The organism is Candidatus Palauibacter sp., assembly GCF_965261555.1.
Lineage (GTDB): Bacteria > Gemmatimonadota > Gemmatimonadetes > Palauibacterales > Palauibacteraceae > Palauibacter.
In genome coordinates this window covers 1,170,594-1,193,561 of sequence record NZ_OZ253465.1, presented here as the reverse complement: position 1 = coordinate 1,193,561, position 22,968 = coordinate 1,170,594, and the positions used below count along the sequence as shown (strand labels likewise).

Annotated in this window: 21 protein-coding genes; 2 read left to right on the top strand and 19 right to left on the bottom strand. The window is 69.4% G+C overall.

What is annotated here, in order from left to right:
* Positions 1-48: 48 nt before the first annotated feature.
* The 18 genes from ACQY5G_RS05095 to ACQY5G_RS05010 form a co-directional block, all read right to left on the bottom strand.
* Positions 49-1,821, bottom strand: a complete 1,773-nt coding sequence (locus ACQY5G_RS05095; RefSeq protein WP_428277622.1) for an ankyrin repeat domain-containing protein — start codon at positions 1,819-1,821, stop codon at positions 49-51.
* The gene (locus ACQY5G_RS05090; protein WP_428277620.1) at positions 1,821-3,212 is read right to left on the bottom strand and encodes a DUF1552 domain-containing protein; all 1,392 of its coding nucleotides are present in this window, start codon (positions 3,210-3,212) and stop codon (positions 1,821-1,823) included. Before ACQY5G_RS05090 ends, ACQY5G_RS05095 begins: the two co-directional genes overlap by 1 nt.
* On the bottom strand, positions 3,212-5,716 hold the full coding sequence (locus tag ACQY5G_RS05085) for a DUF1592 domain-containing protein (RefSeq protein WP_428277618.1): 2,505 nt from the start codon (positions 5,714-5,716) through the stop codon (positions 3,212-3,214). Before ACQY5G_RS05085 ends, ACQY5G_RS05090 begins: the two co-directional genes overlap by 1 nt.
* A 142-nt stretch (positions 5,717-5,858) precedes the next feature.
* On the bottom strand, positions 5,859-7,061 hold the full coding sequence (locus tag ACQY5G_RS05080; RefSeq protein WP_428277616.1) for a hypothetical protein: 1,203 nt from the start codon (positions 7,059-7,061) through the stop codon (positions 5,859-5,861).
* 59 nt (positions 7,062-7,120) lie between these two features.
* Positions 7,121-8,338, bottom strand: a complete 1,218-nt coding sequence (locus ACQY5G_RS05075; protein WP_428277614.1) for a hypothetical protein — start codon at positions 8,336-8,338, stop codon at positions 7,121-7,123.
* A gap of 58 nt (positions 8,339-8,396) precedes the next feature.
* Positions 8,397-9,008 (bottom strand): hypothetical protein, encoded by a 612-nt coding sequence (locus tag ACQY5G_RS05070; RefSeq protein ID WP_428277612.1) that lies wholly within the window; start codon positions 9,006-9,008, stop codon positions 8,397-8,399.
* A gap of 41 nt (positions 9,009-9,049) precedes the next feature.
* A complete protein-coding gene (locus ACQY5G_RS05065; RefSeq protein WP_428277610.1) occupies positions 9,050-10,270 on the bottom strand; it encodes a hypothetical protein in 1,221 nt (406 codons plus the stop codon).
* Positions 10,257-10,991 (bottom strand): hypothetical protein, encoded by a 735-nt coding sequence (locus tag ACQY5G_RS05060; protein ID WP_428277608.1) that lies wholly within the window; start codon positions 10,989-10,991, stop codon positions 10,257-10,259. Before ACQY5G_RS05060 ends, ACQY5G_RS05065 begins: the two co-directional genes overlap by 14 nt.
* Before the next feature lie 33 nt (positions 10,992-11,024).
* Positions 11,025-11,639, bottom strand: a complete 615-nt coding sequence (locus ACQY5G_RS05055) for a hypothetical protein (protein WP_428277607.1) — start codon at positions 11,637-11,639, stop codon at positions 11,025-11,027.
* 27 nt (positions 11,640-11,666) lie between these two features.
* Positions 11,667-12,305: a hypothetical protein gene (locus ACQY5G_RS05050; protein WP_428277605.1), complete on the bottom strand. Its 639-nt coding sequence runs from the start codon at positions 12,303-12,305 to the stop codon at positions 11,667-11,669.
* Positions 12,298-12,639, bottom strand: coding sequence for a PadR family transcriptional regulator (locus tag ACQY5G_RS05045; protein ID WP_428277603.1), 342 nt, complete (start codon positions 12,637-12,639; stop codon positions 12,298-12,300). Before ACQY5G_RS05045 ends, ACQY5G_RS05050 begins: the two co-directional genes overlap by 8 nt.
* A gap of 129 nt (positions 12,640-12,768) precedes the next feature.
* A complete protein-coding gene (locus ACQY5G_RS05040) occupies positions 12,769-14,004 on the bottom strand; it encodes a hypothetical protein (RefSeq protein WP_428277601.1) in 1,236 nt (411 codons plus the stop codon).
* A gap of 3 nt (positions 14,005-14,007) precedes the next feature.
* Positions 14,008-14,991, bottom strand: coding sequence for an NADPH:quinone reductase (locus ACQY5G_RS05035; RefSeq protein ID WP_428277599.1), 984 nt, complete (start codon positions 14,989-14,991; stop codon positions 14,008-14,010).
* Between the two features lie 15 nt (positions 14,992-15,006).
* Positions 15,007-15,828, bottom strand: a complete 822-nt coding sequence (locus ACQY5G_RS05030; protein ID WP_428277597.1) for an SDR family oxidoreductase — start codon at positions 15,826-15,828, stop codon at positions 15,007-15,009.
* Positions 15,825-16,682 carry a 3-methyl-2-oxobutanoate hydroxymethyltransferase gene (gene panB, locus ACQY5G_RS05025; RefSeq protein ID WP_428277595.1) on the bottom strand — a complete coding sequence of 286 codons (858 nt, stop codon included), beginning with the start codon at positions 16,680-16,682 and terminating at the stop codon, positions 15,825-15,827. The genes ACQY5G_RS05030 and panB overlap by 4 nt, the downstream gene beginning before the upstream one ends.
* A 27-nt stretch (positions 16,683-16,709) precedes the next feature.
* Positions 16,710-16,946 (bottom strand): ferredoxin, encoded by a 237-nt coding sequence (locus ACQY5G_RS05020; RefSeq protein WP_428277593.1) that lies wholly within the window; start codon positions 16,944-16,946, stop codon positions 16,710-16,712.
* A gap of 7 nt (positions 16,947-16,953) precedes the next feature.
* Positions 16,954-18,177 carry a cytochrome P450 gene (locus tag ACQY5G_RS05015; RefSeq protein ID WP_428277591.1) on the bottom strand — a complete coding sequence of 408 codons (1,224 nt, stop codon included), beginning with the start codon at positions 18,175-18,177 and terminating at the stop codon, positions 16,954-16,956.
* A 32-nt stretch (positions 18,178-18,209) separates the two neighbouring features.
* On the bottom strand, positions 18,210-19,454 hold the full coding sequence (locus ACQY5G_RS05010) for a branched-chain amino acid ABC transporter substrate-binding protein (protein WP_428277589.1): 1,245 nt from the start codon (positions 19,452-19,454) through the stop codon (positions 18,210-18,212).
* A 206-nt stretch (positions 19,455-19,660) separates the two neighbouring features.
* On the opposite strand from ACQY5G_RS05010, the gene ACQY5G_RS05005 reads away from it, so the two are divergent.
* The gene (locus ACQY5G_RS05005) at positions 19,661-21,400 is read left to right on the top strand and encodes a hypothetical protein (RefSeq protein WP_428277587.1); all 1,740 of its coding nucleotides are present in this window, start codon (positions 19,661-19,663) and stop codon (positions 21,398-21,400) included.
* A 68-nt stretch (positions 21,401-21,468) separates the two neighbouring features.
* On the opposite strand, the gene ACQY5G_RS05000 is transcribed toward ACQY5G_RS05005, so the two are convergent.
* Complete coding sequence (locus ACQY5G_RS05000; RefSeq protein ID WP_428277585.1) at positions 21,469-21,888, bottom strand: DUF6165 family protein; 420 nt, start codon at positions 21,886-21,888, stop codon at positions 21,469-21,471.
* A gap of 32 nt (positions 21,889-21,920) precedes the next feature.
* Between ACQY5G_RS05000 and ACQY5G_RS04995 the strand changes: the two genes are divergently transcribed.
* Positions 21,921-22,961, top strand: coding sequence for a DUF933 domain-containing protein (locus ACQY5G_RS04995; RefSeq protein ID WP_428277583.1), 1,041 nt, complete (start codon positions 21,921-21,923; stop codon positions 22,959-22,961).
* Positions 22,962-22,968: the final 7 nt, after the last annotated feature.

Below are 22,968 nucleotides of genomic sequence, written 5' to 3'. Positions count from 1 at the left end.
GCCGGGCTTGGTTGAAGGTTCTCGGCACGGACAGCCGACGGCGTAAGCTCAGCAGGAGACGCAGCGGTGGTTGTTCTTCGCCCCCAGACTCTCGAGGAGGGCGATCGTCTCCGGGAACGGCTGCACGCGCTGCACCGGCCCGTTGGCCAGGTCGACGGTCGTCTGGCCGTTGCGGGCCACGAGCGTCACGTCGGCGCCCTGTTCGACGAGATAGAGGATCATCTCGTTGTCGCCGCGCGAGGCGGCGTGGTGGGCGGGCGTGTAGCCGTTGTGGTCGCGCGCGTTCACGTCGGCGCCGAGTTCCTCGACGAGGAACTTCATGGCGGGTAGCCACCCGTCCGGCACGTGGCGGTGCGAGTTGCCGGCGAAGCCCTGCCCGTAGCCGACGCCGGCCGCCGCGTGGATGGGGTGGACCGCCGGACCGCCGACGGGGATCGGGTCGAGGCCGGAGTGATCGATGTCGTCTCCGCCACGGCCGTAACGCCTCGCCGGCACCTTCGCCGTCGGCGTCGCGGGATCGGCCCCGTACTCGAGGAGCAGCTTCATGGCTTCGATGTCGAGCGCGTGCGCGGCGCGCCAGAAGGGCGTAGCGCCGGTGCGGTCGACGCCGAGCAGGTCCCGGTTGTACGTCGTGAACCAGAGCGACTTCTTCAGCCGCGGATTCGGGTCGACGCCGGCGTCGAGCAGCGTGCGCATCACGTCGACGTACGACCACTCCTGCTGGTGCACGTCCGTGGGCTGCGGGTGCCGGGCCTTCGGCGCCCAGTGCATGTTGAGCGCCGCGTAGAGCGGCGTGGCGCCGGCGTCGCTCGCGAGGTTGGGATCGGCGCCGCGCGCGAAGAGTTCCATCGCGAGATCGAAATGTCCGTTGATCATCGCGATGAGCAGCGGGGTCGTGTCGTCCGCGGCGCTCCGCTGGTCGATGTCCGCACCCTTGTCGAGCAGAACGAGCGCCGCGTCCCGGTGGCCTTCGCGGGCCGCGAGCAGCAGCGCCGTCAGCCCGCCGTGCGTGCCGACGAGGTCGGCGTAGTTGCCCAGGCAACCGGAGCAGGTGGGCTCCTCGGGGTCCTCGAGCCGCACGGTCTGGAGGCCGGGGCCGGGCCCGGCGGTGGGCTTGGGGGCGGCTTCGCGCCGTGACGGGGCCGGCGGCGTACGGCCGGCCCGGAGCGCGGCCACGCGGGCGTTGCGTTCGCGGCGGTCGAGCTGGTCCCACGCGTCCCGGGCGACGATGTCGAGCACGTACGCCGTGAGCGAGGCGTCGGCCCCCGCGTCGATGAGGGCACTCACCGAGCCGGCGCGGCCCGCCGCCGCGGCGAACATGAGCGGCGTCTGGCCCCACTCGGGCTCCCGGGCGTCCGCATCGGCGCCGTGGCGCAGCAGCGCCGCGACCGCCTCCGGCGACCCGGCCGAGGCCGCGAAGTGCAGCGCGGTCGCACCGGTCGAGGTCGCGGCGTCGGCGTCGGCGCCCGCCTTCAGCAGCGCGTCCACGAGCGGCGCGTGCGCCGCCCGGCTCGCCACGTGGAGCGGCGTGTGCCCGCCCAGCCGCGTGCCCGCCCCGAGGTCCGCGCCCGCGTCGATCAGCACCTCGGCCACGTCGAGCCGTCCCTTCATCGCGGCCCAGTGGAGTGCCGTCATGCCGTCGCCCAGGGCGCCGTTCACGTCCTCGCCCGCGGCGAGCAGCGCCCGCACGGCGTCCAGATCGCCGCGCATGGCCGCGTCGGCCACCGGAGCATCCGGCCCGGCCGGCGCCCCGGCCGGCGCCGCCGCCCCGAGCGCGAGCAGCGCCGCGCCCGCGAAGACGATCGATCGCGCGCGCCGCATCAGTCCGCCGCCTCCGCGAAGGAGAACGCTCCGGTGCTGTTCCCGAAGCTCGTCATGTCGTCCATCCCGAGCCGGTGCATGAGGCTCAGCATCACGTTCGCCATCGGCGTCCCCGGCGCGGCCCGCAGGTGCAGGTTGCCCTCCATCCTCCCGTGCGCGCCGCCCACCACGAAGAGCGGGCACCGCTTGTGGTTGTGTACGTTCGGATCGCCCATCGGCGACCCGTAGACGATCATCGTCTTGTCGAGCAGGTGCGTGTCTCCCTCCATCGACTCCTTCAGCCGGTCGAGGAAGTACGGGACGAGCCCGACGTGGTAGCGGTTGATCTGCGCGAAGTCCGTGATGTTGTTCTCGTTGTCGCCGTGGTGCGACGCCGGGTGGAAGCCGTTGTCGATCCCGCTCTCCGGGTAGACCCGCCCCGACGCGTCCCGTCCCATCTTGAACGAGAACACGCGCGTCATGTCCGCCTGGAAGGCGAGCGCCTGCAGGTCGAACATCAGCTTCACGTGCTCGTCGAACGAATCGGGCACGCCCGCCGGCGCCTCCGGAAGATCCCGGTTCTCGCCGGACTCGTTGCGCGCCACGACCCGCTGGATGCGGCGCTCGATCTCCCGCACGTTCTCCAGGTAGCGGTCCATGCGCTGCCGGTCGGACGGATCGAGCCGGCCCTTCAGGCTCGCGACCTCGCCGGTGAGGAAGTCGAGGATGCTGGCGCTCGAGCGTTGTCGCGCCGCGCGCGCCTCCGGCGTCCCGCCCGCCCCGAAGAGCTGGTCGAACGCGACCCGCGGATCCCGGATCATCGGAAGCGGCTGCGTCGGAGACGACCAGCTGATCGTGTCCGTGTAGACGCACGCGTACCCGTACGCGCAGCCCCCCGCCTGGTCGACGTTCTCGATGCAGAGCTGCATGGACGGGATCGGCGTGTCCTGCCCGAACCGGTTCGCGTACAACTGGTCCATCGAGGTCCCTACGAAGACGTCCGAACTCTCGGTCTGTTTCGGATGCGCCTGCGTGAGGAACGTCGCGCTCGACCGGAAGTGGTCGCCCCCGATTTCCTTCGGCTGCCTGGCTTCGGCCGGCTCGACGTCCGTATCGCTGATGATCGTGAGAAGATCCCGGTACGGCTCGAGCGAACTCAACGCGGTCGGCGACAGGTCGAACGCCCGGCCCGTCGCTGCGGGAGACCAGTAGTTCTGCGCCGCCCCGAACCCGCTGCTCCCCGCCGAGCCGTGCACCATCTCGATGCAGACGAGCCGCGTCGGATCCGCGACCTCACGCGCCCATAGCCGGCCCGCCGGCACCATCGCGTCGAGCAGCGGCAGGGCGACGGTCGCCCCCGCGCCCCGAAGGAACGTGCGGCGAGAGAGGTGTTTCCCTGTGATGAACTCCATCAGTCCTCCTGGGATCCCGCTTGCATGTCGTCGACCACGGCCTCGGTCCCCTTCAACCGGAACGCCGGGCTGTTGACCACGCCGAGGATGAACGCGGACATGCGGTGGTCCTGTTCGGCGGCCTGCCGCGCGATGGACCGCACGGTCGGCATGTCGTAGTACTCGACCCGCCGGCCCAGCGCGTAGGCGAGCAGGTTCTCCGTGAACGCGCGCACGAGCGGCACCGGCCGGGCAAGAAGCGCCGCGCGCAGGTCCGCCGCGCTCGTCACCGGCGTGCCGTCGTAGAGTTCGCCCTGCGCCTCGATCGGCCTCCCGCTGTCCTTGATCCGGCGTGCCCCCGTCCCGTCGAAGTACTCCAGCGCGAGACCGATCGGGTCGATCACGCGGTGGCACGAACGGCAGGCCGGGCTCGCGCGGTGCATCTCCAGCCGCTCCCGCACGGTGAGCAGGCGGCCCTCCTCGGCCTCCGGCGTCGCCTCCAGATCGGAGACATCCGGCGGGGGCGGAGGCGGGGGCGTCCCCAGCAACACCTCCATCACCCACTTCCCTCGCAGCACCGGAGACGTCCGGCTCGCGTGCGAGGTGAGGGTGAGGACGCTCCCGTGCCCCAGCACGCCGCGACGCTCCGGTTCAAGGATCTCGATCCTGCGGAAATCCGTTCCCGTCACGCCGGGGATGCCGTAGTGCCGGGCCAGACGCTCGTTCACGAACGTGTAGTCGGCCGTCAGCAGTTCGAGCAGACTCCGGTCTTCCTGCACCAGGGTGTGGAAGAGCAGTTCCGTCTCGCGGTGCATCGCCTCCTTGAGCTGCTGGTCGAAGTCCGGATAGAGGCGGACGTCGGGGTTCATGCCCTCGAGGTCCTGCAGCCGGAACCACTGTCCCGCGAAACGCGTGGCCAACGCCTCGGCGCGCGGATCGGCCAGCATGCGGCGCACCTGCGCGGCGAGCACCGCCGGGTCGGAGAGCCGGCCCTCCGCGGCGACCCCCAGCAGTTCGTCATCCGGGCCCGTGGCCCAGAGGAAGAAGGAGAGCCGCGAGGCGAGATCGTAGTCGTCCAGCGCGTACACCCCGTCCGCTTCGCGCGCGGGACGTTCCTCGAACCGGAACACGAAGTGCGGGCTCGCGAGAATCCCCTCCAGCGCGAGCCGGATCCCCTCCTCGAACCCGCCCGCTCCCGCCCCGGCGCGGTACAGGTTCATGAGCGCGGCGAGGTTGTCGTCCGTCAGCGGCCGGCGGTAGGCCCTCGTCCCCAGCCGCGCGAGGATCGCTTCCGCGCACCGAACCTCCTCCTCCTGCGTGGAGGGGCGGCACGAGAACACGCGCTCGCGGCTCGGCGTGGACGACATCCCCGCCGGAGCGAAGGGCCCCGTCACCGCGAGGTCCCGCAGGTGCGGCAGCGTCGTGAACCCGTACGCGTCCGTAATGCTCGTGCTGGCGATCGACCAGTCGTGCGGCGACATCAGGTCCTGCGACGGTCCCTCGAAGGTGCGGATGAAGGCGGCCGCCACCCGGTGCGGCCCCGCCTCGATGAAGACGGGATCCGTCCGGAGGTTCACGCCGTCGGGATCGGAGACGTGCATCCAGCGGTCGATTTCGAGGAGCGCGACCCGTTCGCCGTCGATCGAGATCTCGATCCGTTCGGGCTCATCGGTCGTGTGAAGGGCGCCCTTCCCGTTCCCGAACAGGGCGCCGGTCGTCTCGTGATGGAAGGAGACGCGGAAGACGTACTCCCCGTCGGCCGGGAAGTTGTGGTCCACCGCGACGCCGCCGCGGCTCCCGTATGGCGTGCCCTCGACGTGCTCCGCCTGGGAGGTCCAGCGCGACACCCGGAACGTCGCCTCGCTCGGCGTGACCTCCGGGTCGCCCACAGCGAGCCGGCTGATCTCGCTCGCCGCGCGCAGATACCCGTCCATGAGCGTCGGGGAGAGCAACTGGACGTCGGCGATGTTGTCGAAGTTCGCGCTCTTCGTATCCAGCGGCAGGTAGTCGCCGGCGTCGATGTCCAGGTCGAGGAGATCGTAGATGGAGCGCGAGTACTCGGCCCGGTTCAGCCGCTGGAAGGTCCGCCGTCCCGGGTTCGGGTTCGCCTCCCACGCCGCGTCGAGCCGGGACTCGAGGACGGCCGCGAGCGTTCGCAGGCTGTCGGGGGTCGGCCGGCGGACGCCGACCGGCGGCATCATCCCGGCCCGCAGCTTCCGCACCATCCGCTCCGCGATCACCGCGTTGTCGGAGGCCGAGGTCACCTCGAAGGTCTCGAGCGACATGCCCCCGCTGACCCGGCGCGGGTTGTGGCAGCGCATGCACGTCCCGGCGACCACGCTCTGCGCGACTTCGACGGAAAGCGTGTCGACGGAGGGAGCCGATGTCGGCGCCGTCAGCCGTGAGATCGACTGGAGCCAACTGGCCGGTGGATGCGCGACGCCCCGTACGCCGTCGGCCTCTTGACCGACGGCTGGACTCGGGAGAACACCCGCTGCGACCAGCAGCAGAAGCGATGTTCGCATGGCCGAAGCCTCTTCCAGGCAGCCGCGTCGCACCCCGCAGGGTGCAAGAATACACCAACTGAAAAATGTACCATCGACGCAGATCGCCCGGCCAGCCGCAGTCTTTCGCGGCGGACGGCGGGCAAGGTCTACACGCTGGCCGCTACGGGAGCGACAGGACCACCGCATGCCTCAGGCCGAGAGCGTCGACTTGGTACCCATAGAACCGGCCATCTTGCACATCGGTGACGATGAATCCGAGAGGAACTTCGAGCCGATAGCGGAAGGTGCCATCGAAAGTGTATGCGTCCCAGTACCTGGATGAGTTCCCCAGAACCGCCCAGTCCAACTGTACGGGAAGATCCCGGATCTCGTTCGCGGTCAGAGGTCGCGCGACCCAAATGGTCTCGCACCCGGGATCGAATCTGACGTCGAGAAAGAACGGGTATCGATCACTGAAGTGGGACGGTTGCGCCACCCGGCTTTCCGCTGCTCCTCTTCCCAGTTCATCTCGGACGTTTCGAGGCACCTGCGCCGACAGCGCGCTCAACCTGCGGGCGACGTTGTCAGCCGCCCGCGCGAGCATCGGCTCGCGCAAGCGATCCAGATACGCACGATCATCTCCCGACAGAGCCAGGGCGGCGTCATCATCGAAGACGTACCGTGCCGCGAGGCTGCCGCTCAAGTCGTACACATCCACGACTCCCGCCTGGCGATCAAGCAAAGCAACCATCCCCTCCCCGGCGGCTTCCACGACCAGAATCCGCGCCCCCCAGCCATGTCGGCCTTCTTCGTCTACCCAACGGAACGCTGTTTCCAGCGCATCGCCCGTCCAGCGACGGACACTCCAGTTCCGCGACTCCGCGCCATAGCCCCACAGCACGGCCACGAGTTCCCCGTTGCCGGGAGACAACCAGGTCACCGGGAAGCCCGCCAGGATATCCAGGGACGTAGACCGGAGCCATGAGCGCGTGGAGATATCGATGACGTTCAGTCGACGATTCCGAGGATCGGGCACCCAGAGATGACCACCGTGCGACACGGCGTTAGAAATGCGCCCCGAGAATTCGCCGGGTCCTTCGCCTCGCGAGCCTGCATGCCCCAGCCACTCGCCGCTCTCGTCAAAGAAGCCAACCATCGACGAAGCGGGGTCCACCACGGCAAATCCGCCAGGTGTCGCGGCGACCCAACGGACATCGGCGATTCCGCCCGCGGCGGGAAGCGCCGTTTCCGCCGCTGTACTGATCCGGACCACTACGTTCGCTTGCCGGACCTCGATCGTCGCCGGGTCTACGGCGGCGAACGTTGTCGTGGTGGCGGTTTGCGGGGTGCGTTCCTGTCCCTGCGCCTCCACCGGGAACCACATGGACGCGATCCACACCGCAGGTACGGGGAATGACCGACTCCAGCGCCGCACGGGGGCGATCAACCGCAGCCCGGCGGCAGAGGGCGACGCTTGAGGTCGCCGCCTCGCTCGAGGGCGTGCACCTGCACGAACTGCCGGCCGAACTCATCCGTTCGGACGCCTGTGAGGGCCCCCGCCGAAATGTCCAGCACGCGAAGCCCTTCGGACAACCGGACGGTCCCGATCCCGCGGCCGGTTTCCGTGAAGACGCGCCACTCCGGACTGCCCGGGCCATCGGGAAGTTGCCAGGACTGGATCCAGATGTATCCCAGATCGTCCACGATGAGGTCGTTGGCGAACGGAACCCGCTCAGCCATCCCGACCGCTTCGCCCATCACCTCGATCATCCGGACCGCCTCCGGGACGATCTCGCCGCCCATTGCACGTTCGGCGGCTGCGACCGACGCCGCGACCCACCGTTCTCTGTGTTCCTCCGTCACGCGGTCAACCGCGATGTCGAAGTGCAGTTCTCCGCGCGCGGTGCCCGTCCTGTCGAAGACCTGTACGACGGGTTCGTCACCCGCGGCGAGCAGGAGGCAGTTGCCTCGGACGGCACCGAGGGTCCGCGGCGAGAACAGCGCTCCGCGGATCCCGGGCATTCCCTCGACGACGAACTGCGAACTGAGGCTCCCGGGCACCCGCGCCAGCGCCTCGCCGACCATGCCGTCCTGCCGGAGCCGGTGGAAGCCGACCGTATCCCGGCCCACACCGCCCGGATCCGCGGCGACCATGCGATCCTGCTCGCGCGCGTACCAATTCCCGTCCGCGAATCGTCCGATTTCGCCGATCCCTCTGGCGGCGCCCGCGCGGCTCAGCCTCGTGTCGTCGGACAGCGATCCGTCGAAGGTCCATTCCGACAGCCGCTGGAGTTCGCCATCGAAGGCGACAATCCGACCCTCCCCGCCCGCTGCGATGCCCGCCAGCCTCCGGAATTCCCCGGGACCGTCGCCCGCGCGCCCCATCGTGGCCATGACCGTCCCATCGGCGGCAAGCACGGTGATCGTCGCGAGGGTCCGATCCGCTACGGCGATGCTCCCATCCGGTCCGTAGACGACACCGACGACGGCGGAGAACTCGCCGTCCGGCGCATCGTCCAGCCACCCGTATGTGCGCTCGGGCTCCGAACTCACGATCCAGCCGGAGGCGACACCCGCAGCGTCCTGGGCGCCGGCTTCGCCTGGAATCGTGGCCGATCCGGTGGCCAGCAGGAGGGCGGACGCCCGGACCAAGGTCCTCATCTCACTGTCCATTTCCGAAATCCCGTGTGCCATGAGACACAATATACAGCGCGTCCCCTCAGCCCCCGATCCGCAGGAGCAGCCAGAGGACATCCGCCAGGAGGGAAAGCCCGGTCCCCCACGCCGCCCCCACCATCAGGCGCTTCGTGCCGCGGATGCGGCAGTAGGCGAGGCCGAGCAGCGCGTGGAAGGCCGTATCGAACACTCCCGCCGATAGAACGTCGGCGGGGGAGTCGGGGAACACGGCAAAAGCGATCGTCGTCGCGTCGGCTTCCGGCGAGAACATCGCGCCGGGATCCGGCAGCAGGGTCGCCATGGCCCCGGAGGGCTCCACACCACCCGCGGCGAGGGCGATTCGAAGTGCGTGGCCGGCGAGCAGGATGTAACCGGCGTGGACCGTAAGGCTGAAGAACTGTCGGAACGACACCGGTCTGCCCGGCGTGAGTCGCGACACCACCAGGAGTACGCCCGCCAGCGCCACGAAGTACGGAGTGGTGACAAGGAGTTCCCGCAACAGGGCAGCGACGACGTGCCCCGCAACGATGAGGGGGACGGCGAAGGCCGGCGCGTACACCAGCGCGGCAATGCCGTGCTCATGGTGGGCCAGCCCGGCTCCGACCCATAGGCACGCGCTTACGAAGGCGTACGCGAGCAGCGGGCGCTTCGACACCGGCTCTTCCGCCAGAGCATCGAACAAGGACAGAAGATGGGTCACATCGAACCGGCGGTGAAGGGCAGCAGATCGGGCGTGCCGGGAAGCAGTTCGTACACCCGGACCTGGTCCAGGCAAAGCACGACGAGCCGCTCCCCCACCACGGCGTAGTCCACCTTGACACAATCGGATCCCCATTCTCGCGTGCCGCGAGCCACGACAGTAGCCGAGTCCCCTGGCGTCAGAGGGATCGTTGTCGTGAGGGCGAAATGGCCGGTGGGATGTGGCGTCACCCATAGACCCTCCGGCAACGACCGCAGACCGCGCGAGAAGGGGATCACCGAACGTGTCACGCCGGGCCGCCGGCCTTCGGAGCCGGCTTCGCGGGACTCGCGCGCAACCGCTTCGGCCTGTGCGGCGATGGCCTCGGTGAGCCAGGCCGGAAAGGCGAGCGGCGTGACGTCCGCGATCCTGGCCGACGGGATGTCCAGCGCGATGCGCCACGCGCCGTAGGCCCTGACATCGGTGTTTCGAAATACGACAACGGTGTCGCGTGCGACGGCCGCAAACTCGAGATCGTACTCCGCCCACATCGCCCGGACGTCATCGGGCGCGAGTTCGGGCGGGAGCTCGCCGGCGAGATCCACCACGTCGTCACCGGACTGCATCGCAAGCAACGCCGTCCGCCCTTCGAACTTCCGGTACAGCACCGCTCCGTTGGGCAGCACGCCGAAGCCGCGCGTCAGCGGCGGAATCCGTAACTCCTCCAGCATGTGTCCATCCGGATCGAACCGCGATAGCCGGCCGGCCTGCAGGTCGGCCACCCACACACCGCCACGGGGATCGGTTTCGATCGAATAGGGATCTTCGAACTCGCCGGGTCCGCCGCCGGGCCCGCCGATGACGGCTCGCAGCGTCCCATCCCGGTCGAGACGCAGAACGTGTTTCGCGAAGGTGTCGAGGACGTAGATCTCATCTGCACCATCCCCCGAGCTGGCGCCGACGGCGAGATCCCACCCGCGCTCGACGAGGAGGTCCGACTGCATGTCCAGAGGGTCGGCCGGGAATCCTGCGATGAACGCGCCGGGTTGGAGGACGCGATAACCAGCCACCGACTCCAGATCAGGGGCCGCCGATGGGGCGGGCGTGGCTCCGCTCGACGGGCCGCCCACCCAGCTGCACGCGGCCGCCAGGCCGATGACTGTCGCCGCCATGGCGTAGCGCGCGAGGAGCAGCTTCACGCCGGACCCGAACCTGCGCACCGTTTCACGTCGAAACACGACTCGGGCCGGGGATCGGCGGTCTCCGAACCACGCTGATCCGCCTTCTCCGGTTCGCGCGTGTCCATTCGCGCTTGCGCAGGAGAAGAGCGGCGGCCACCCAGACGAACGACGTGGACCATACCCAGAAGCCGGAACCGAGATGCACACCACCCCCCACGGCGCCGGCCGTCGTCCATGGAGGCCAACCCTGCGTGAGCACGCCGAGGGCAAGGGTCAGGGCGCCCACCGTCCCGAGGATTCGCCACGATCCGCGAGGGCGACGCGAGTGCCGGAAGGTCGGCAGCGTCAGCAGCATCGGGAGGTTGATGAGCAGAATCAGAAGCTGCGACCCGAGTTCGCCTTCCTGGAGGGGGCCGACAAGAAAGTGGTAGCCATACGTCGTCCGGCCGCTGCCGGCAGGAGCCGCTCCGGACCCCGACCTGACCAGGACGGGGAGGAGAAACGACGTGACGTAGACCACCCATCCGGCCAGCACGAGGCGCTGCCACCGCGACTGTCCCGCCCGGGAGAACTCCCGCAGGAGAGCAGCCGGTTCACCGAGTGCGCGGCGGGCGGCCGTGTACGCTTCCACCGGTGCGAGTGAGGCATCCGACTCGAGCTCCAGGTCGACGCGGGCGCGGAGATGATCCTCGAGTTCATCGAGTTCGCGGGAAGAGAGCGTCGACCGGCGTCTCAGCCGCCTCCGCCATTTCCGGATTTCCACGTCCAGTTCACGCATCCCGGGCTCCCGAGCATCCATGAGCGTCAGCGACTAAGCGGTGCTTTTTTTCGGACGGACGGAGGCCCAGTCGCGGCTGCGGAACCACAGGGCGGTCGCCACGACCACGAACGATGCGGACCACATCCAATAGCCGACCCAGAGATTCCACCCCATGCCACCATAGGCGATCCGTAGAAGGCCGAGACACGCGGGCAGCGCGCCTGTGGCTACGACGACCCACGCGGTCCACGCTCGTCGTGCTCTTCGCCGGCGCCAGAACGTCGGCAGGGTCGCCAGCATGATGAGATTGGGGAGCCACAGCATGCCGAAGGCCCGGTAGCCGTAGATCGTCGCGTCGGTGTAGGGGTTGGTGAGGGCCGGAAGGAGAAACGAGACCGAGTACATCGCCCAGCCCGCCAGCAGGAGGCGCCGCCACCGGGGTCGCCCCGCCTTGGCGAACTCCCTTGAGATCGCCGCCGGCTGCCCGAGTCCTTCCGTCGCGATAGCCATCGCCTCGTCGGTGGCCAGGGCTGGGTTCAACTCAAGCTCGAGATCGACGCGCGCGCGGAGGTGATCCTCGAGTTCATCGACTTCGCGCGCCGAGAGCGACGAACTGCGCTCCAGGTTTCTGCGCCACCTTCCGACTTCAGTATCGAGTTCAAACACGACTCGACTCCTGGGATACGCCGAAATTCAGACCGGGAGAGCTGGCTTCTTGGAACGGGCGGATGCCCAGCCTCGTCGGCGTAGCCACAGAGCGACGGACGCGAGTGCGAACGAAGCGGCCCACGCCCAATAGCCGGAAAGCACCGTGCCGTCCCCCCTCAACGCATCGGCCACGCCGAGCGCGAGGGTCGGCACGGCGATGACTCCGAGGATCCCCGCCATCCACGTGCCCTTTAGTCGACGCATGCGCCAAATGAGAGGAAGGACCAGGAGCATCGGCAGATTGAGGGGCAGCAGTTCGACGTCAGCGAGCAATTCGTACCCCCGCGGCATCCAGGCGTCGACGCCCCATGCCGGAAGCAGATCCAGGCGAAACGCCGGCAGAAGTAGCGATGCGACGTACAGCGCCGTGGCACCGCCAAGCAGCAGCTTCCAACGGGGCCGGCCCGCCCGGGCGAACTCCCGGGACAGCGCTCTCGGTTCCCCGAGTGCGTGCCGTGCGATGGCGAACGCCCGTCGCGGCGCGAGTGAGGCGTCCAACTCCAGTTCCAGATCGACCAGGGCGCGCAGGTGATCCTCGAGTTCATCCAGCTCGCGAGGCGAGAGCGACGACCCGCGTTCCACGCGCGTCCGCCAGTTCCGAAGTTCGCTGTCCAGTTCAAACATGGCTGCCTCCCCATGACACCTGGAGGGCTCCGTACACGGCGCGCCAACTCTCGCGGTCGGTGGCCAGCTGCCGCTTCCCGCGGCCGGTCAACCGGTAGTACTTGCGGCGCCGCCCTTCGTCGGTGAGTTGCCAGCGGCCCTTGATGAGGCCGTCACGCTCCAGCCGGTGGAGGACCGGGTAGAGCATCCCGTCGGACCACTCGAGTTCGCCGCCCGAGAGCAACTGGACCTGTTTGAGGATCTCGTACCCGTACGTCTCGCCGCCCGCCAGGATGGAGAGCACCATCGGGCGCGACGACGCGGCGACCAACTCCTTGTAGACCGGCTTCTTCATCCGGAGACCCCTGTGCCGGAGATCCTATACCATGCGATGCAATGTACCTTGTACTACATGGTATGGGACTGGATGGTTCCATGCAAGCGCTCGGCCGGACGTTCCCGCAGGAACGTCGCGCGGGTTCCTTCAGCGCGGCGGGAGCGGGATGGACGCTACGGAGGGGCGATCGAACTCGTCGCGGGACACGCCCCAGATCCGGGAGGCGGTGAAGCGAAGCGCGTCGAACCGCTCGGGCAGTCGCACGTCGCGCGCGCCGCCATCAGGCTCGATGCGCAGCCACAGCGGACCGCCGCTCAATCCGCCCGCATCGACGTCGAGGGGCTGCAGCCACATCGTGCCGTTCTCATCGCAGCGGAAGTCCACGTAGCGCGGCAGGTAACTCGCGAGTTCGTGCGGCGCCCCCTGCACCATGTCGGCCATCTGGTTCAGAAGCCGCAGGCTGTCCTCCCGGGTAAGCCGGGTTGCGACATCTCCCGTCACCTCCGCCTGCCTCAGCGCGAACACGGCTCCGGCGAACTGTCGGGGGCTGACCTCCGTGAAGGGGACCGGCGGAAGGTCGACGGGGTCCACCTCGGCGCCGGATCCGTCGAACCCGCGCAGCTGGTTCGTGACCCGGTCGAATACGCGTACGAGGTTCTCGCCGCAGGAAGCCCACAGCCGATACCACAGGGGAAAACCGCCGTCGCTCGCGATGAAGTCTCCCGAGGGGTCCTCCAGGACGCTGCCGAGCCCCACGACAGTTCGCGTTCCACCGGTCTCCGGATCCACGGCTATCAGATCGGCGCCCAGCAGCCCGAAACGGAACTGCAGCACGCCACCCTGCATCGTCGCGGTCGAGTGAGGCACGACGATCTCACGGCCGAGCCGTGCCGTCCGCACCGAGGCATCCAGCATGCTCATGCCGCTTCGCACGCTGCCCCTGGGGACGGACGTCGACGAGAGAGAGAACTGCTCCGAGTCGCCGTCGGGTCGCGAGATCCGGATCAGCGCATGGTGCAGGAGGTCCAGGACCCATGCCTCGCCCTCCCAACCTCCCGCGACGAGAGCCGAGGGCATCGGGAATTCGTCGGGTCCGCCTCCGGGCGATCCGTGAGCGCCGAGGGACGCGCCATCCGCACCGAAGCCCAGGAAGTACGGCTCCTGAGAATTCAGAACCCAGACAGAGCCGTCGGCCAGGACTTCAAGGTCCCGGACCACCGCGAGGGATTCCGACGTGCCCAGCACCTCGATGGCCGACGCCGCCAGTTCGATCAGGGGGAGCGGGTCGTCGTCTACGGATGCACTGTCGGCGCACGCCACGAAGGCCATGACGGACAGCAACGCCGCAGCGCGCGACGAGGTCGGGCGTTCTACGATACCCACGGCTCAGAGGCCGAGGTCGAGCAGGACCTTGCCGAGCGGACCGGATTCCACGGCCTCGTGGGCGGCCACGACGTTGTCGAGCGCGAACCGCTCCGCGACCGTGTGACGCAGTTCACCCTCGGCCAGCCACTTCGTGAGGTCTTCCACCGCCTTCTGCTTCGCGTCCTCCGGCATGAGGAAGACGAGTTCGAAGCGCACCGTGAGGTTCTTGTAGAGGAGCGTGTAGAACGGAACGGCCGGCTCGGGTTCGCCCTCCGAGGCGTAGGCGGAGATCACCCCGTTTGCCTTCAGCATCTCGATCGAGGCGTCGAGATTCCCGCCCATCTCGACCTCGACGATCCGGTCGACGCCCTCTCCGTCGGTCAGTTCCTCGACGCGGGCCGCGACATCCTCCTCACGATAGTTGATGACGGTGTCCGCGCCCGCCGCTCGCGCGACCCTCGCCTTCTCGTCCGCGCTTACGGTTGAGAGGACGCGCGCGCCTCCCAGCCTGGCGCACTGGATCGCGTAGGCGCCGACCGCACCCGCACCGCCTGTCACGAGCACTGTCTGCCCCTCGACGGGACCGTCGCCGTACACGCAGCGGTGCGCGGTCAGGGCGGGGATGCCGAGACACGCGCCGTCCGCGAACGTCGCGTTCGGGGGGAGCGGGACGGCCCGGGACTCGGGGACCGTGGCGAACTCCGCCGCGGTACCGAGGTTGCGCCCCCACTGCGCCTCGTAGATCCACACGCGGTTGCCGAGCCTTCCGGAATCGACGTCCTCCCCCACCTGGTCGATGACCCCTGCGCCGTCGAAGTGCGGCACGACGAGCGTGGAGGCGAGCGCGCCGCGGCCCCCGGCACGCCGCTTCACGTCAACGGGGTTGATTCCGGAGGCGCGTACGCGGACCCGAACCTCTCCGGGGCCCGGCGCCGGCGTCTCCTGCTCACCTACCTCCAGCACGTCGCCCGCGGATCCCAGTTTCGTGTACCATGCTGCTCGCATGTCGTCGTTCTCCCGCTATTCGCCTCTGGGGTCGCTGCTCGCGTCCACACTGGAACTCAGGCCCTCGGTGTGTCCGTCCACCGGGAGCGCCTGCCCGGATATCTTCGCACCCGCGTCGGACGTGAGGAAGAGGACGAGCGCCGCGACGTCCTCGGCGTCGGCGAAACGCCGGAGCGAAATCTGCCGCAGCCAGTTCTGCCGGACCGCCTCTTCGGACACCCCCCGGGTCGCGGCCTGGGCGGCGATCACGCGGTCGATGCGGTCGCCGCGGACGCTGCCCGGGCAGATCGCGTTCACGCGGATCCCGGCCGGACCGAGTTCCATGGCGAGGGTGCGGGTGAAGCCGATCACGCCCCACTTCGCCGTGGCGTAGGGGCTCCGCAGCGGATAGCCGTGCAGTCCGGCGGTCGAGGAGAGGTTCACGATCGATCCGCCCCCCGCCCGCCGCAGGGCCGGGACGGCGGCCCGGGCGCAGAGGAACATGCCGTCGAGGTTGACCGCCAGCGTCTGCCGCCAGCCGTCGAGATCGAGCGTCTCGACGGGTCCTGTGGGGCCCGCCGTCCCGGCGTTGTTCACGAGGACATCGAGGCCCCCGAGCCGCGCGAGCCCCTCCGCGAACAGCCGCTCCACGTCCGCTTCCACGCCGACGTCCGCCACCGTCCCCGCGAGGTCGCCCTCCGCCGAACCCAGGAAGTCTTCGAGCGCGCCGGCGTCCCGGTCGCAGACGTGCACCCGTGCCCCTTCGCCGAGCAAGGCCGATGCGATCGCCCGGCCGATTCCCGCCCCGGCGCCGGTGACGATGACCCGCCGGCCCTGATGCGCGGACACTTCGCTCAACCCCCGTCCCCGGCCGGTTCGTACCCGTGTTCCTCCGCGGGGTAGCTTCCCGCCCGCACCTCCTCGGCGTACCGCGCGACGGCCTCCCGCGTGGCCTTCCCGAGTTCGGCGTACCGTTTCAGGAAGCGGGGGCTGAACCCTTCGTTCAGGCCGAGCATGTCGTGCAGCACGAGCACCTGTCCGTCGCAGTCCGGTCCGGCTCCGATCCCGATCGTCGGCACGGAGACGGCTTCCGTCACCCGCCGCGCCAACGGGGTCGGTATCAGTTCGAGAACGATGGCGAAGGCGCCCACCTCCTCCAGGGCGACGGCGTCCTCCTCCAGGAACATCGCCGCATCCTCATCGATCCCCTGAATCCGGGGTCCCCCCAGCGCGTGCACGGCCTGCGGCGTGAACCCGAGATGACCCACCACGGGGATCCCCGCCCCGACGATCGCCTCCACCCTGTCGAAGACCCCGGAGCCGCCCTCCAGCTTCACGGCTCCGGCCCCGGTGTGCTTGAGGATGTTCCCCGCGTTCCGCACCGCCTCCTCGACCGAGACCTGGTAGCTGAGGAAGGGCATGTCGACGACGACCAGGGCGCGGGATGCGCCCCGCGCCACGATGCGGCCGTGGTACGTCATCTGCTCCACCGTGGCGGAGAGCGTCGTCTCCTCTCCGCACAGGACGCTCGCCAGGGAGTCGCCGACGAGAATCAGGTCCGCGCCCGCCGCGTCCACGAGCGATGCGAAGAGCGCGTCGTAGGCGGTGATGGCGACGATCTTCTCGCCGCGCGACTTCATCGCGACGAGGTCGAGCGTCGTCAGCTTCCGTTCCGCGGAGCCTCCGCCCGGCACGCTCATGGTTCGCGTCATGGTGTCATCCTCGTTGTCATCCTCCGGTCAGCTCGTTGCGCCGGGCTCGGGCGGAAAGAGCGTCCGGCCGGTCTCGGCATCCATCACCCGGATCGCGCTCACCGGACAGTTCGCCGCCGCCTCGAGGACGAGCGCCGCCGGGTCGCCCCCCGCATCGACGATCGTCGACTGGCGGTGCTCGTTGTGTGCGAACACGCCCGGCGCGGTGGCCACGCACATCGCGTTGCCGACGCAGAGCCCATGGTCGACCTCGATCCTCACCATGCAGCTCTCACGCCGGGACGCTCCAGGCGACGGGCATGGACTCGATGGAGCGGAACTGGATGCTCGGCTGGTAGCGCAGTTCATCCGTCTCGAGTGAGAAGCGCTCGAAGCGGCGCGCCAGCCCGCGGAAGACCTCCTGTCCCTCGATGCGCGCGAGCGCGACCCCGAGGCAGTAGTGGATCCCGGAGCCGAAGGAGAGGTGCGGGTTCGGCTGGCGCCCGATATCGAACCGGTCCGGGTCGTCGAACACGGACGGGTCGCGGTTCGCCGCCGCGATGATCCAGCGGATCCGCTCGCCAGGCGAGAGCGTCTTCCCGCACAGTTCGGCCTCCTGCGCGACGATGCGCTGGGTCGACTTCACCGGCGGATCGAAGCGGAGACACTCCTCGGTCGCCGTCCGGGCGAAGCGGTCGGGGTCCGCCCTGAGCCTGTCCCACTGCACCGGGTGCTCGATGAAGGCGCGGAGACCGTTACAGATCAGGTTCATCGTCGTCTCGTGTCCCGCGAACAGCATCAGTCCGGTGTTCACGAGCACCTGGTGCCGCGTGAAGACGCCGTCGGTCTCCCCCTGCGCCAGCGCCGAGATCAGGTCATCTCCCGGATTCCCGATCCGCTCCTCGACGAAGGGGCGGGCGTACTCCACGATGCCGCGGATTCCCTCCGTCAGGGGCCGCAGCCGGTCGGGTTCCCCGCGATTCAGGTGGAGGATGCTGTCCGCGAGCCCCCGGAGCGCGTCCATGTCCTCGCGGGGGACGCCCATCAGCCGTGCGATGATCCGCACGGGGAGCGGCGCCGCCAGGTCGGTGACGACGTTCATCCGTCCCCTGGGCCACAACTCATCCAGGAGTTCGTCGACCGCCCGGCGCACGAAGGGACGCCAGCCCTCCATCGCCGTCGGGGTGAAGAAAGAGTGAACCGTCTTCCGCTGCTCGAGGTGTTCGGGCCGGTCCTGCTCCACGAGTTGATCCGCGCGGAACGCCTTGACCTCGTCGAACAGGGGCGCGTCCTCGGGCAGCACCGGCGGGTACGGCGGCCCCTCCACGCCCCGGATCACCGCGGAGGAGAAGAGTTCGTGATGTCGGAGGATCCAGACGACGGGGTCGTACCCCGTCACGACCCACAGCCCGAACTTCTCGTTCCAGTGGACGGGATCCCGCTCCCGCAGCCGGGCGAACGAGGCGTACGGGCGCGCGATCACCTCCTCCGCGAAGAGGTCGTCGAGATCCGCCACGGCGGTGCCGCGCCCTGGGCCGGCGCTCGGGATCAGGGCACGAACCGGTACACGACCGGAAGTCGCGCGACGTCCGTCACCCGGGAGTCCGTGTGGTGGACGATGTTGATCCGCCCGGTGCCGCAGTCCCCGAAGTCGTCGCAGGAGATCCGCCCGATGAGCCCCTGCAGGCGAGTCCGGCCGATCTCGGCGCGTAGCGCGGCGCGGTCAATGTACAGCCGTCCGCCCTCCTCCACCGCCACGGCCCGGATGGCGGCGAGGAGCAGGGTCGTCGCGTCGTACGCCTGTGCCCAGTAGGGGGACGACGGAGGTCCGCCGTGCGCCGCTTCGTACGCCGCCAGGACGGCATCGCCGTTCTTCCCCGTCACCTCGTTCACGTTCGAACCGAAGTCCGACTCCGGTCCCGCGAAGTAGATCCCCTCCGACTGCGGCGTGGCGAGGAAAGCGGAGACGAGGAGGGCCGAGCCGGAGATGAGGGTCACGCCTTCAAGTCCGTCGAAGCCCCGGGCTTGCGCGGCGAAGGGCGACCCTTCCGCCTCGAAGAGAGGGAAGAAGATCCCATCGGGCCCCGCCGCCGCCAATTCGCCCAGGGCCGGCGTCATGTCCGTGTCCCCCTTCGCGATCGAGGTCGCGGAAGGGATTTCCCCGCCCAGTGCTGCGAACGCCGCCTCGAAGGCGCCCACGAGAGCCGACGTGTACGGATCTCCGTCGTGAACGGTCGCGATGCGCCGGAGTCCCAGCTGGTTGAACGCGAAGTCGGACAGGGCCCGGGCCTGGTACAGGTCGTTGTTGGCGACCCGAAAGTAACCGGGGTGATAGTCCGGATTCGGGTTGCCGGCCAGATCCGACGTGAGCAGGGGCGAGGTCGTGCTCGGGGCGACCATCACGTAGCCCGCCTGGCTGATCACCGGCGAGGCCGCCACCGCCGCGGCCGAACAGGACGTTCCGATGACGCCCGCCACCTGTGGGTCGGAAACGACTTCCCGGGCCGCGGCGCGTCCACCCTCGGGCCCGCACGCCGAATCCAGCGCACGACCCAGGTCGACGGGGCGGCCGCGCACCGTGCCGATGTCCCGGACGGCAAGTTCAACGCCGTGCCGGGCCGGCGCCCCCCCCGACGGCCACACGCTCATCGAGAGCATCGATCGAATTGACACCGCCTCGCCCCGGTGGACCGTGACCACCCCCAGCGGCCCCGGCTCGAAGCTCGATGGCCCGGTGCTTCCATCGCACGAGACCGCGAGTACCGAGACCGCGAGTACTGTCGCCAGAACCACGATCCGCGTCCGTCGAACGGTTCCCCACCCTATATGCATTTCTTACTCCCCTCGTGACAGGTCGTACGCTCTGCCGCAAGCTACGCACACGCATCGGCCCCTCCAAGACGCCTCGGCGGCGTCGACGAAGGGGTTCGCCGAAGGATGACGGATGTGACGGTCGACGCCTCGAGGGGATCGCGATGACTCGAAACCGGCTTCCGCCGATGGCAGCGCTTCTGCTCGCAGGCGCCTGCGGAGGAGCGGGAGTTCCCGGCGCTCCCGTTCCGATCCCCCTCGAGGAGCTGACCCTCGGAGCCTGGTCTCCGCCCGCCATGCTCCCGAACGACCGCTTTCTTCCTTCGTCCGAGGCGGAGCCCGCCCGGCATCCCTTCTCCGGCACCATCGTCCTCGCGGGGGCCGAGATGGGGACGGAACCCGCGGAACTCGATCCACGCCGGCTCATGGGTCGCGACACGAAGCTCTTCCCCGACGTGTCGCTCGGATTCGTCGCGGACGGCGGCGACCTGATCCCGTGGAATCGCAACCTCGTCGTGTCCGGCACGCGCACCGAGGCGGGGAGTTACTGGGATCTCCTGGTCGGACCCGGAGCCGTCTGGTCCGAACCGGGCGAGGCCTGGTCGCGGGCGGCGTTTCCGCTGCAGCTCGCGAGTTCCGTCGAGAACGAGACGTACAACGGGGTCGCGACCTTCGCCTTCAACGACCGGGAGGTGGCGGGCGTCCGCTTCCAGACCGTGACCCAGGGGCGGCCCTATTTCCTCGTCCAGCGACGGCTGATGTGGGGCCAGCTCGACGCAGAGTACACGCCGGGCCCGGCGCCGGCGGAGGTCATCGAGGACTTCGCCGCCGAGAAGGCGGGACGTCTGCCTCTGCGCTCGATCGCCGACCTGCGCCCGCGGGTGGGGGATGCCGTGTTCGACGCCATGCACGGGGAGATGAACGTGGAGAACATGGTCACGGCGGCCTTCCTCGTGCGCGACACCCTCTACGTCGCCGACTGCCCCACGCCGTTCGGGGAGCTTCCCTTCTGCCGGGAGCAACGCTTCGGGATCTGGTCCGTCACGAAGTCCACGGGCAACACGGTGGCCGCGCTCCGTCTCGCACAGCGCTACGGGCGCGGCGTCCTCGACGAACGGGTCGCCGACCACCTCGATGTGACGGCGGACCACGACGGCTGGGACGACGTGCGCTTCCGCGATGTCCTCAACATGGCCACCGGCGTGGGCGAGGGATCGACGCGGACCGAGCCCAACAGCACGGGCGACGGCTACCTCATCGGCTACGACGACTGGTACACGGCGATCTCGAGGGACGCACGGATCCGCCAGGTGTTCCGCGCCTCGAACCATCCGTGGGGGCCGGGGGAGGTCGTCCGCTACCGCGACCAGGACGCGTTCCTCATCGGCGCGGCGATGGACGCGTACCTCAAACATCGGGCCGGGCCCGAGGCGGACCTGTGGGAGATGCTGGAGGATGAGGTCTACCGGCCCATCGGCCTGCCGCACGCGCCGACGAATCGGCTCGTCGAGGCGGACGGCTCGCTCACGCTGCCGCAGATGTCGCAGGGCTATTACCCGACCGTGGACGACCTCGCGAAGATCGCCCGCCTCCTGCAGAACGGCGGCGTGCACGAGGGCGAGCCGCTGCTGCACGCGGAACTGACCGCCGAAGTGCTGTACCGGACGGACGTGCGCGGGATCACGTTCGGCCCGCCCGTCGACATCGGGCAGCCGAGTTACTCCCTCGCGCTCTGGCACCAGAACTACGCTGGCGAAGGGGGCTGCGTCGTCGACCTCACGCGCATGTCGGGCTGGGGCGGGCACCGGGTCGTCCTCTTCCCCAACGGGATCGTCGCGATCCGGATCTCGAAGGTGACGGGGAGCGAAGCCTCGCCCGTGGAGGGACTGGCTGCGGTGGCCGACCGCCTGGACCCCTTCTGCCCCTGACCGGGCCGAGTCCGGGACCGGGCGGAGCCCACGACCGGGCGGCGTCCGCACGCGGGCGGCGTTCGCGGTTACGCCGGGTCGATCTCCGGGTCGGTGGAGGCGTGTGATTTTTCCTCGACGATCCCCGAGCCGTAGTCCTCGCTGAGGGCGCGCTTGAGACGGTGGCGTTCATCGTTGAGGCGATAGACCTGACGCGCGGCTTCCGTGAAGCGGGGACCGAAGTCGTCCGCGCGTTCCAGGCGACGCAGCTCGTCCTCGACGTCCCAGATCCCCCGGTTCACTTCCGCCAAGGCGGCGACGCGCTCCCGGACGCGGGACGGCGCGGCCTCGAGCACCCCGATCGTCCGCGCGCACACGGCCTCGACGTTCGCCAGTTCGGAGTTCACATTCGCGAGCTTCCGGCGATTGCGGATCCGGGCCTGTTTCAGTCGCAGGATGGTGATGCGGTCGATGAGTTCGCCGGCGGACACAGGGATCTCGATATTCACGCTCCGAACATAATGGGGAGGAAGGGGACGCGGTGAGGATTGGACTCGTGGGGTTCGCGGGTTCCGGGAAGACGACGGTGTTCAACGCGATGACGGGGCTCGGCGTGCCGGTCGGGTTCGGCGGCGAGGTGCGCCTCGGCACGGTGCGGGTTCCGGATGCGCGGATCGATGCGCTCAGCGCCCGCCTCTCCCCGCGCCGGACGACGTACGCCGAGATGCGGTTCTGCGACATCCCGGGCGAGCACGGCGCGGCGAGCAAGGGCCTCTCGCCGCGCGGACTCCAGCAGATCCGCGATCAGGAGGCGCTCTGCCTCGTCCTGCGCGACTTCGACAATCCCGCGCTCGCGGACCCGCCGGACGCGGAGGGCGAATTCGAGGCCTTCGCCACGGAATGCCTGCTCTCCGATCTCGACCTCGTCGAGCGCCGGCTGGACCGGGCGCGCCGCGAGGGAGCCGACGCGGTCGAGATCGCCGCTTTCGAACGGGCGCTCGAGACGCTGGAACGCGAACAGCCTCTGCGGACCGTGCCCCGGGCGGAGCTGGACCGCGCGCCGTTCCGCGGCTACGGCCTCCTGACGGACAGTCCGCTGCTCGCCGTGCTGAACCGCAGCGAGGACCGCGCCGGGGAGGCGCTGCCGGCGGCGCTCGCCGCGCGACTCGCCGCGATGGGAGCCGGCGGCCTGGCGCTGTCCGCGCCCGTCGAGGCGGAGATCGCCGACCTCGACCGAGAGGACCGGGCCGCCTTCGTGGAGGCGCTCGGCCTACGCGAACCGGCGCTCGCCCGCTTCATCCGCTCGGCCTACGGACTCCTCGATCTCATCTCCTTCTTCACGGCCGCCCCCGCCGAGGTCCGGGCATGGACGATCCGGCGCGGCACGCGCGCCAGGCGGGCGGCCGGCCGGGTCCATTCCGACATGGAACGCGGCTTCATCCGCGCGGAAGTCATCCCCTACGAGGTCTTCGCGGAGTACGGCTCCGAGCAGGCGGTGAAGGAGGCGGGCCTGCTGCAGGTCGAGGGCAGGGATTACGTCGTCGCCGACGGCGACATCCTCCACATCCGCTTCAACGTCTGACCCGCCC

Excerpts from the sequence above, each read along its gene's own strand:
- ACQY5G_RS05095 (WP_428277622.1), bottom strand. The coding sequence starts at position 1,821 with ATGCGGCGCGCGCGATCGATCGTCTTCGCGGGCGCGGCGCTGCTCGCG.
- ACQY5G_RS05090 (WP_428277620.1), bottom strand. The coding sequence starts at position 3,212 with ATGGAGTTCATCACAGGGAAACACCTCTCTCGCCGCACGTTCCTTCGG.
- ACQY5G_RS05085 (WP_428277618.1), bottom strand. The coding sequence starts at position 5,716 with ATGCGAACATCGCTTCTGCTGCTGGTCGCAGCGGGTGTTCTCCCGAGT.
- ACQY5G_RS05080 (WP_428277616.1), bottom strand. The coding sequence starts at position 7,061 with ATGTGGTTCCCGGTGGAGGCGCAGGGACAGGAACGCACCCCGCAAACC.
- ACQY5G_RS05075 (WP_428277614.1), bottom strand. The coding sequence starts at position 8,338 with ATGAGGACCTTGGTCCGGGCGTCCGCCCTCCTGCTGGCCACCGGATCG.
- ACQY5G_RS05060 (WP_428277608.1), bottom strand. The coding sequence starts at position 10,991 with ATGCGTGAACTGGACGTGGAAATCCGGAAATGGCGGAGGCGGCTGAGA.
- ACQY5G_RS05050 (WP_428277605.1), bottom strand. The coding sequence starts at position 12,305 with ATGTTTGAACTGGACAGCGAACTTCGGAACTGGCGGACGCGCGTGGAA.
- ACQY5G_RS05045 (WP_428277603.1), bottom strand. The coding sequence starts at position 12,639 with ATGAAGAAGCCGGTCTACAAGGAGTTGGTCGCCGCGTCGTCGCGCCCG.
- ACQY5G_RS05035 (WP_428277599.1), bottom strand. The coding sequence starts at position 14,991 with ATGCGAGCAGCATGGTACACGAAACTGGGATCCGCGGGCGACGTGCTG.
- panB (WP_428277595.1), bottom strand. The coding sequence starts at position 16,682 with ATGACGCGAACCATGAGCGTGCCGGGCGGAGGCTCCGCGGAACGGAAG.
- ACQY5G_RS05020 (WP_428277593.1), bottom strand. The coding sequence starts at position 16,946 with ATGGTGAGGATCGAGGTCGACCATGGGCTCTGCGTCGGCAACGCGATG.
- ACQY5G_RS05005 (WP_428277587.1), top strand. The coding sequence starts at position 19,661 with ATGGCAGCGCTTCTGCTCGCAGGCGCCTGCGGAGGAGCGGGAGTTCCC.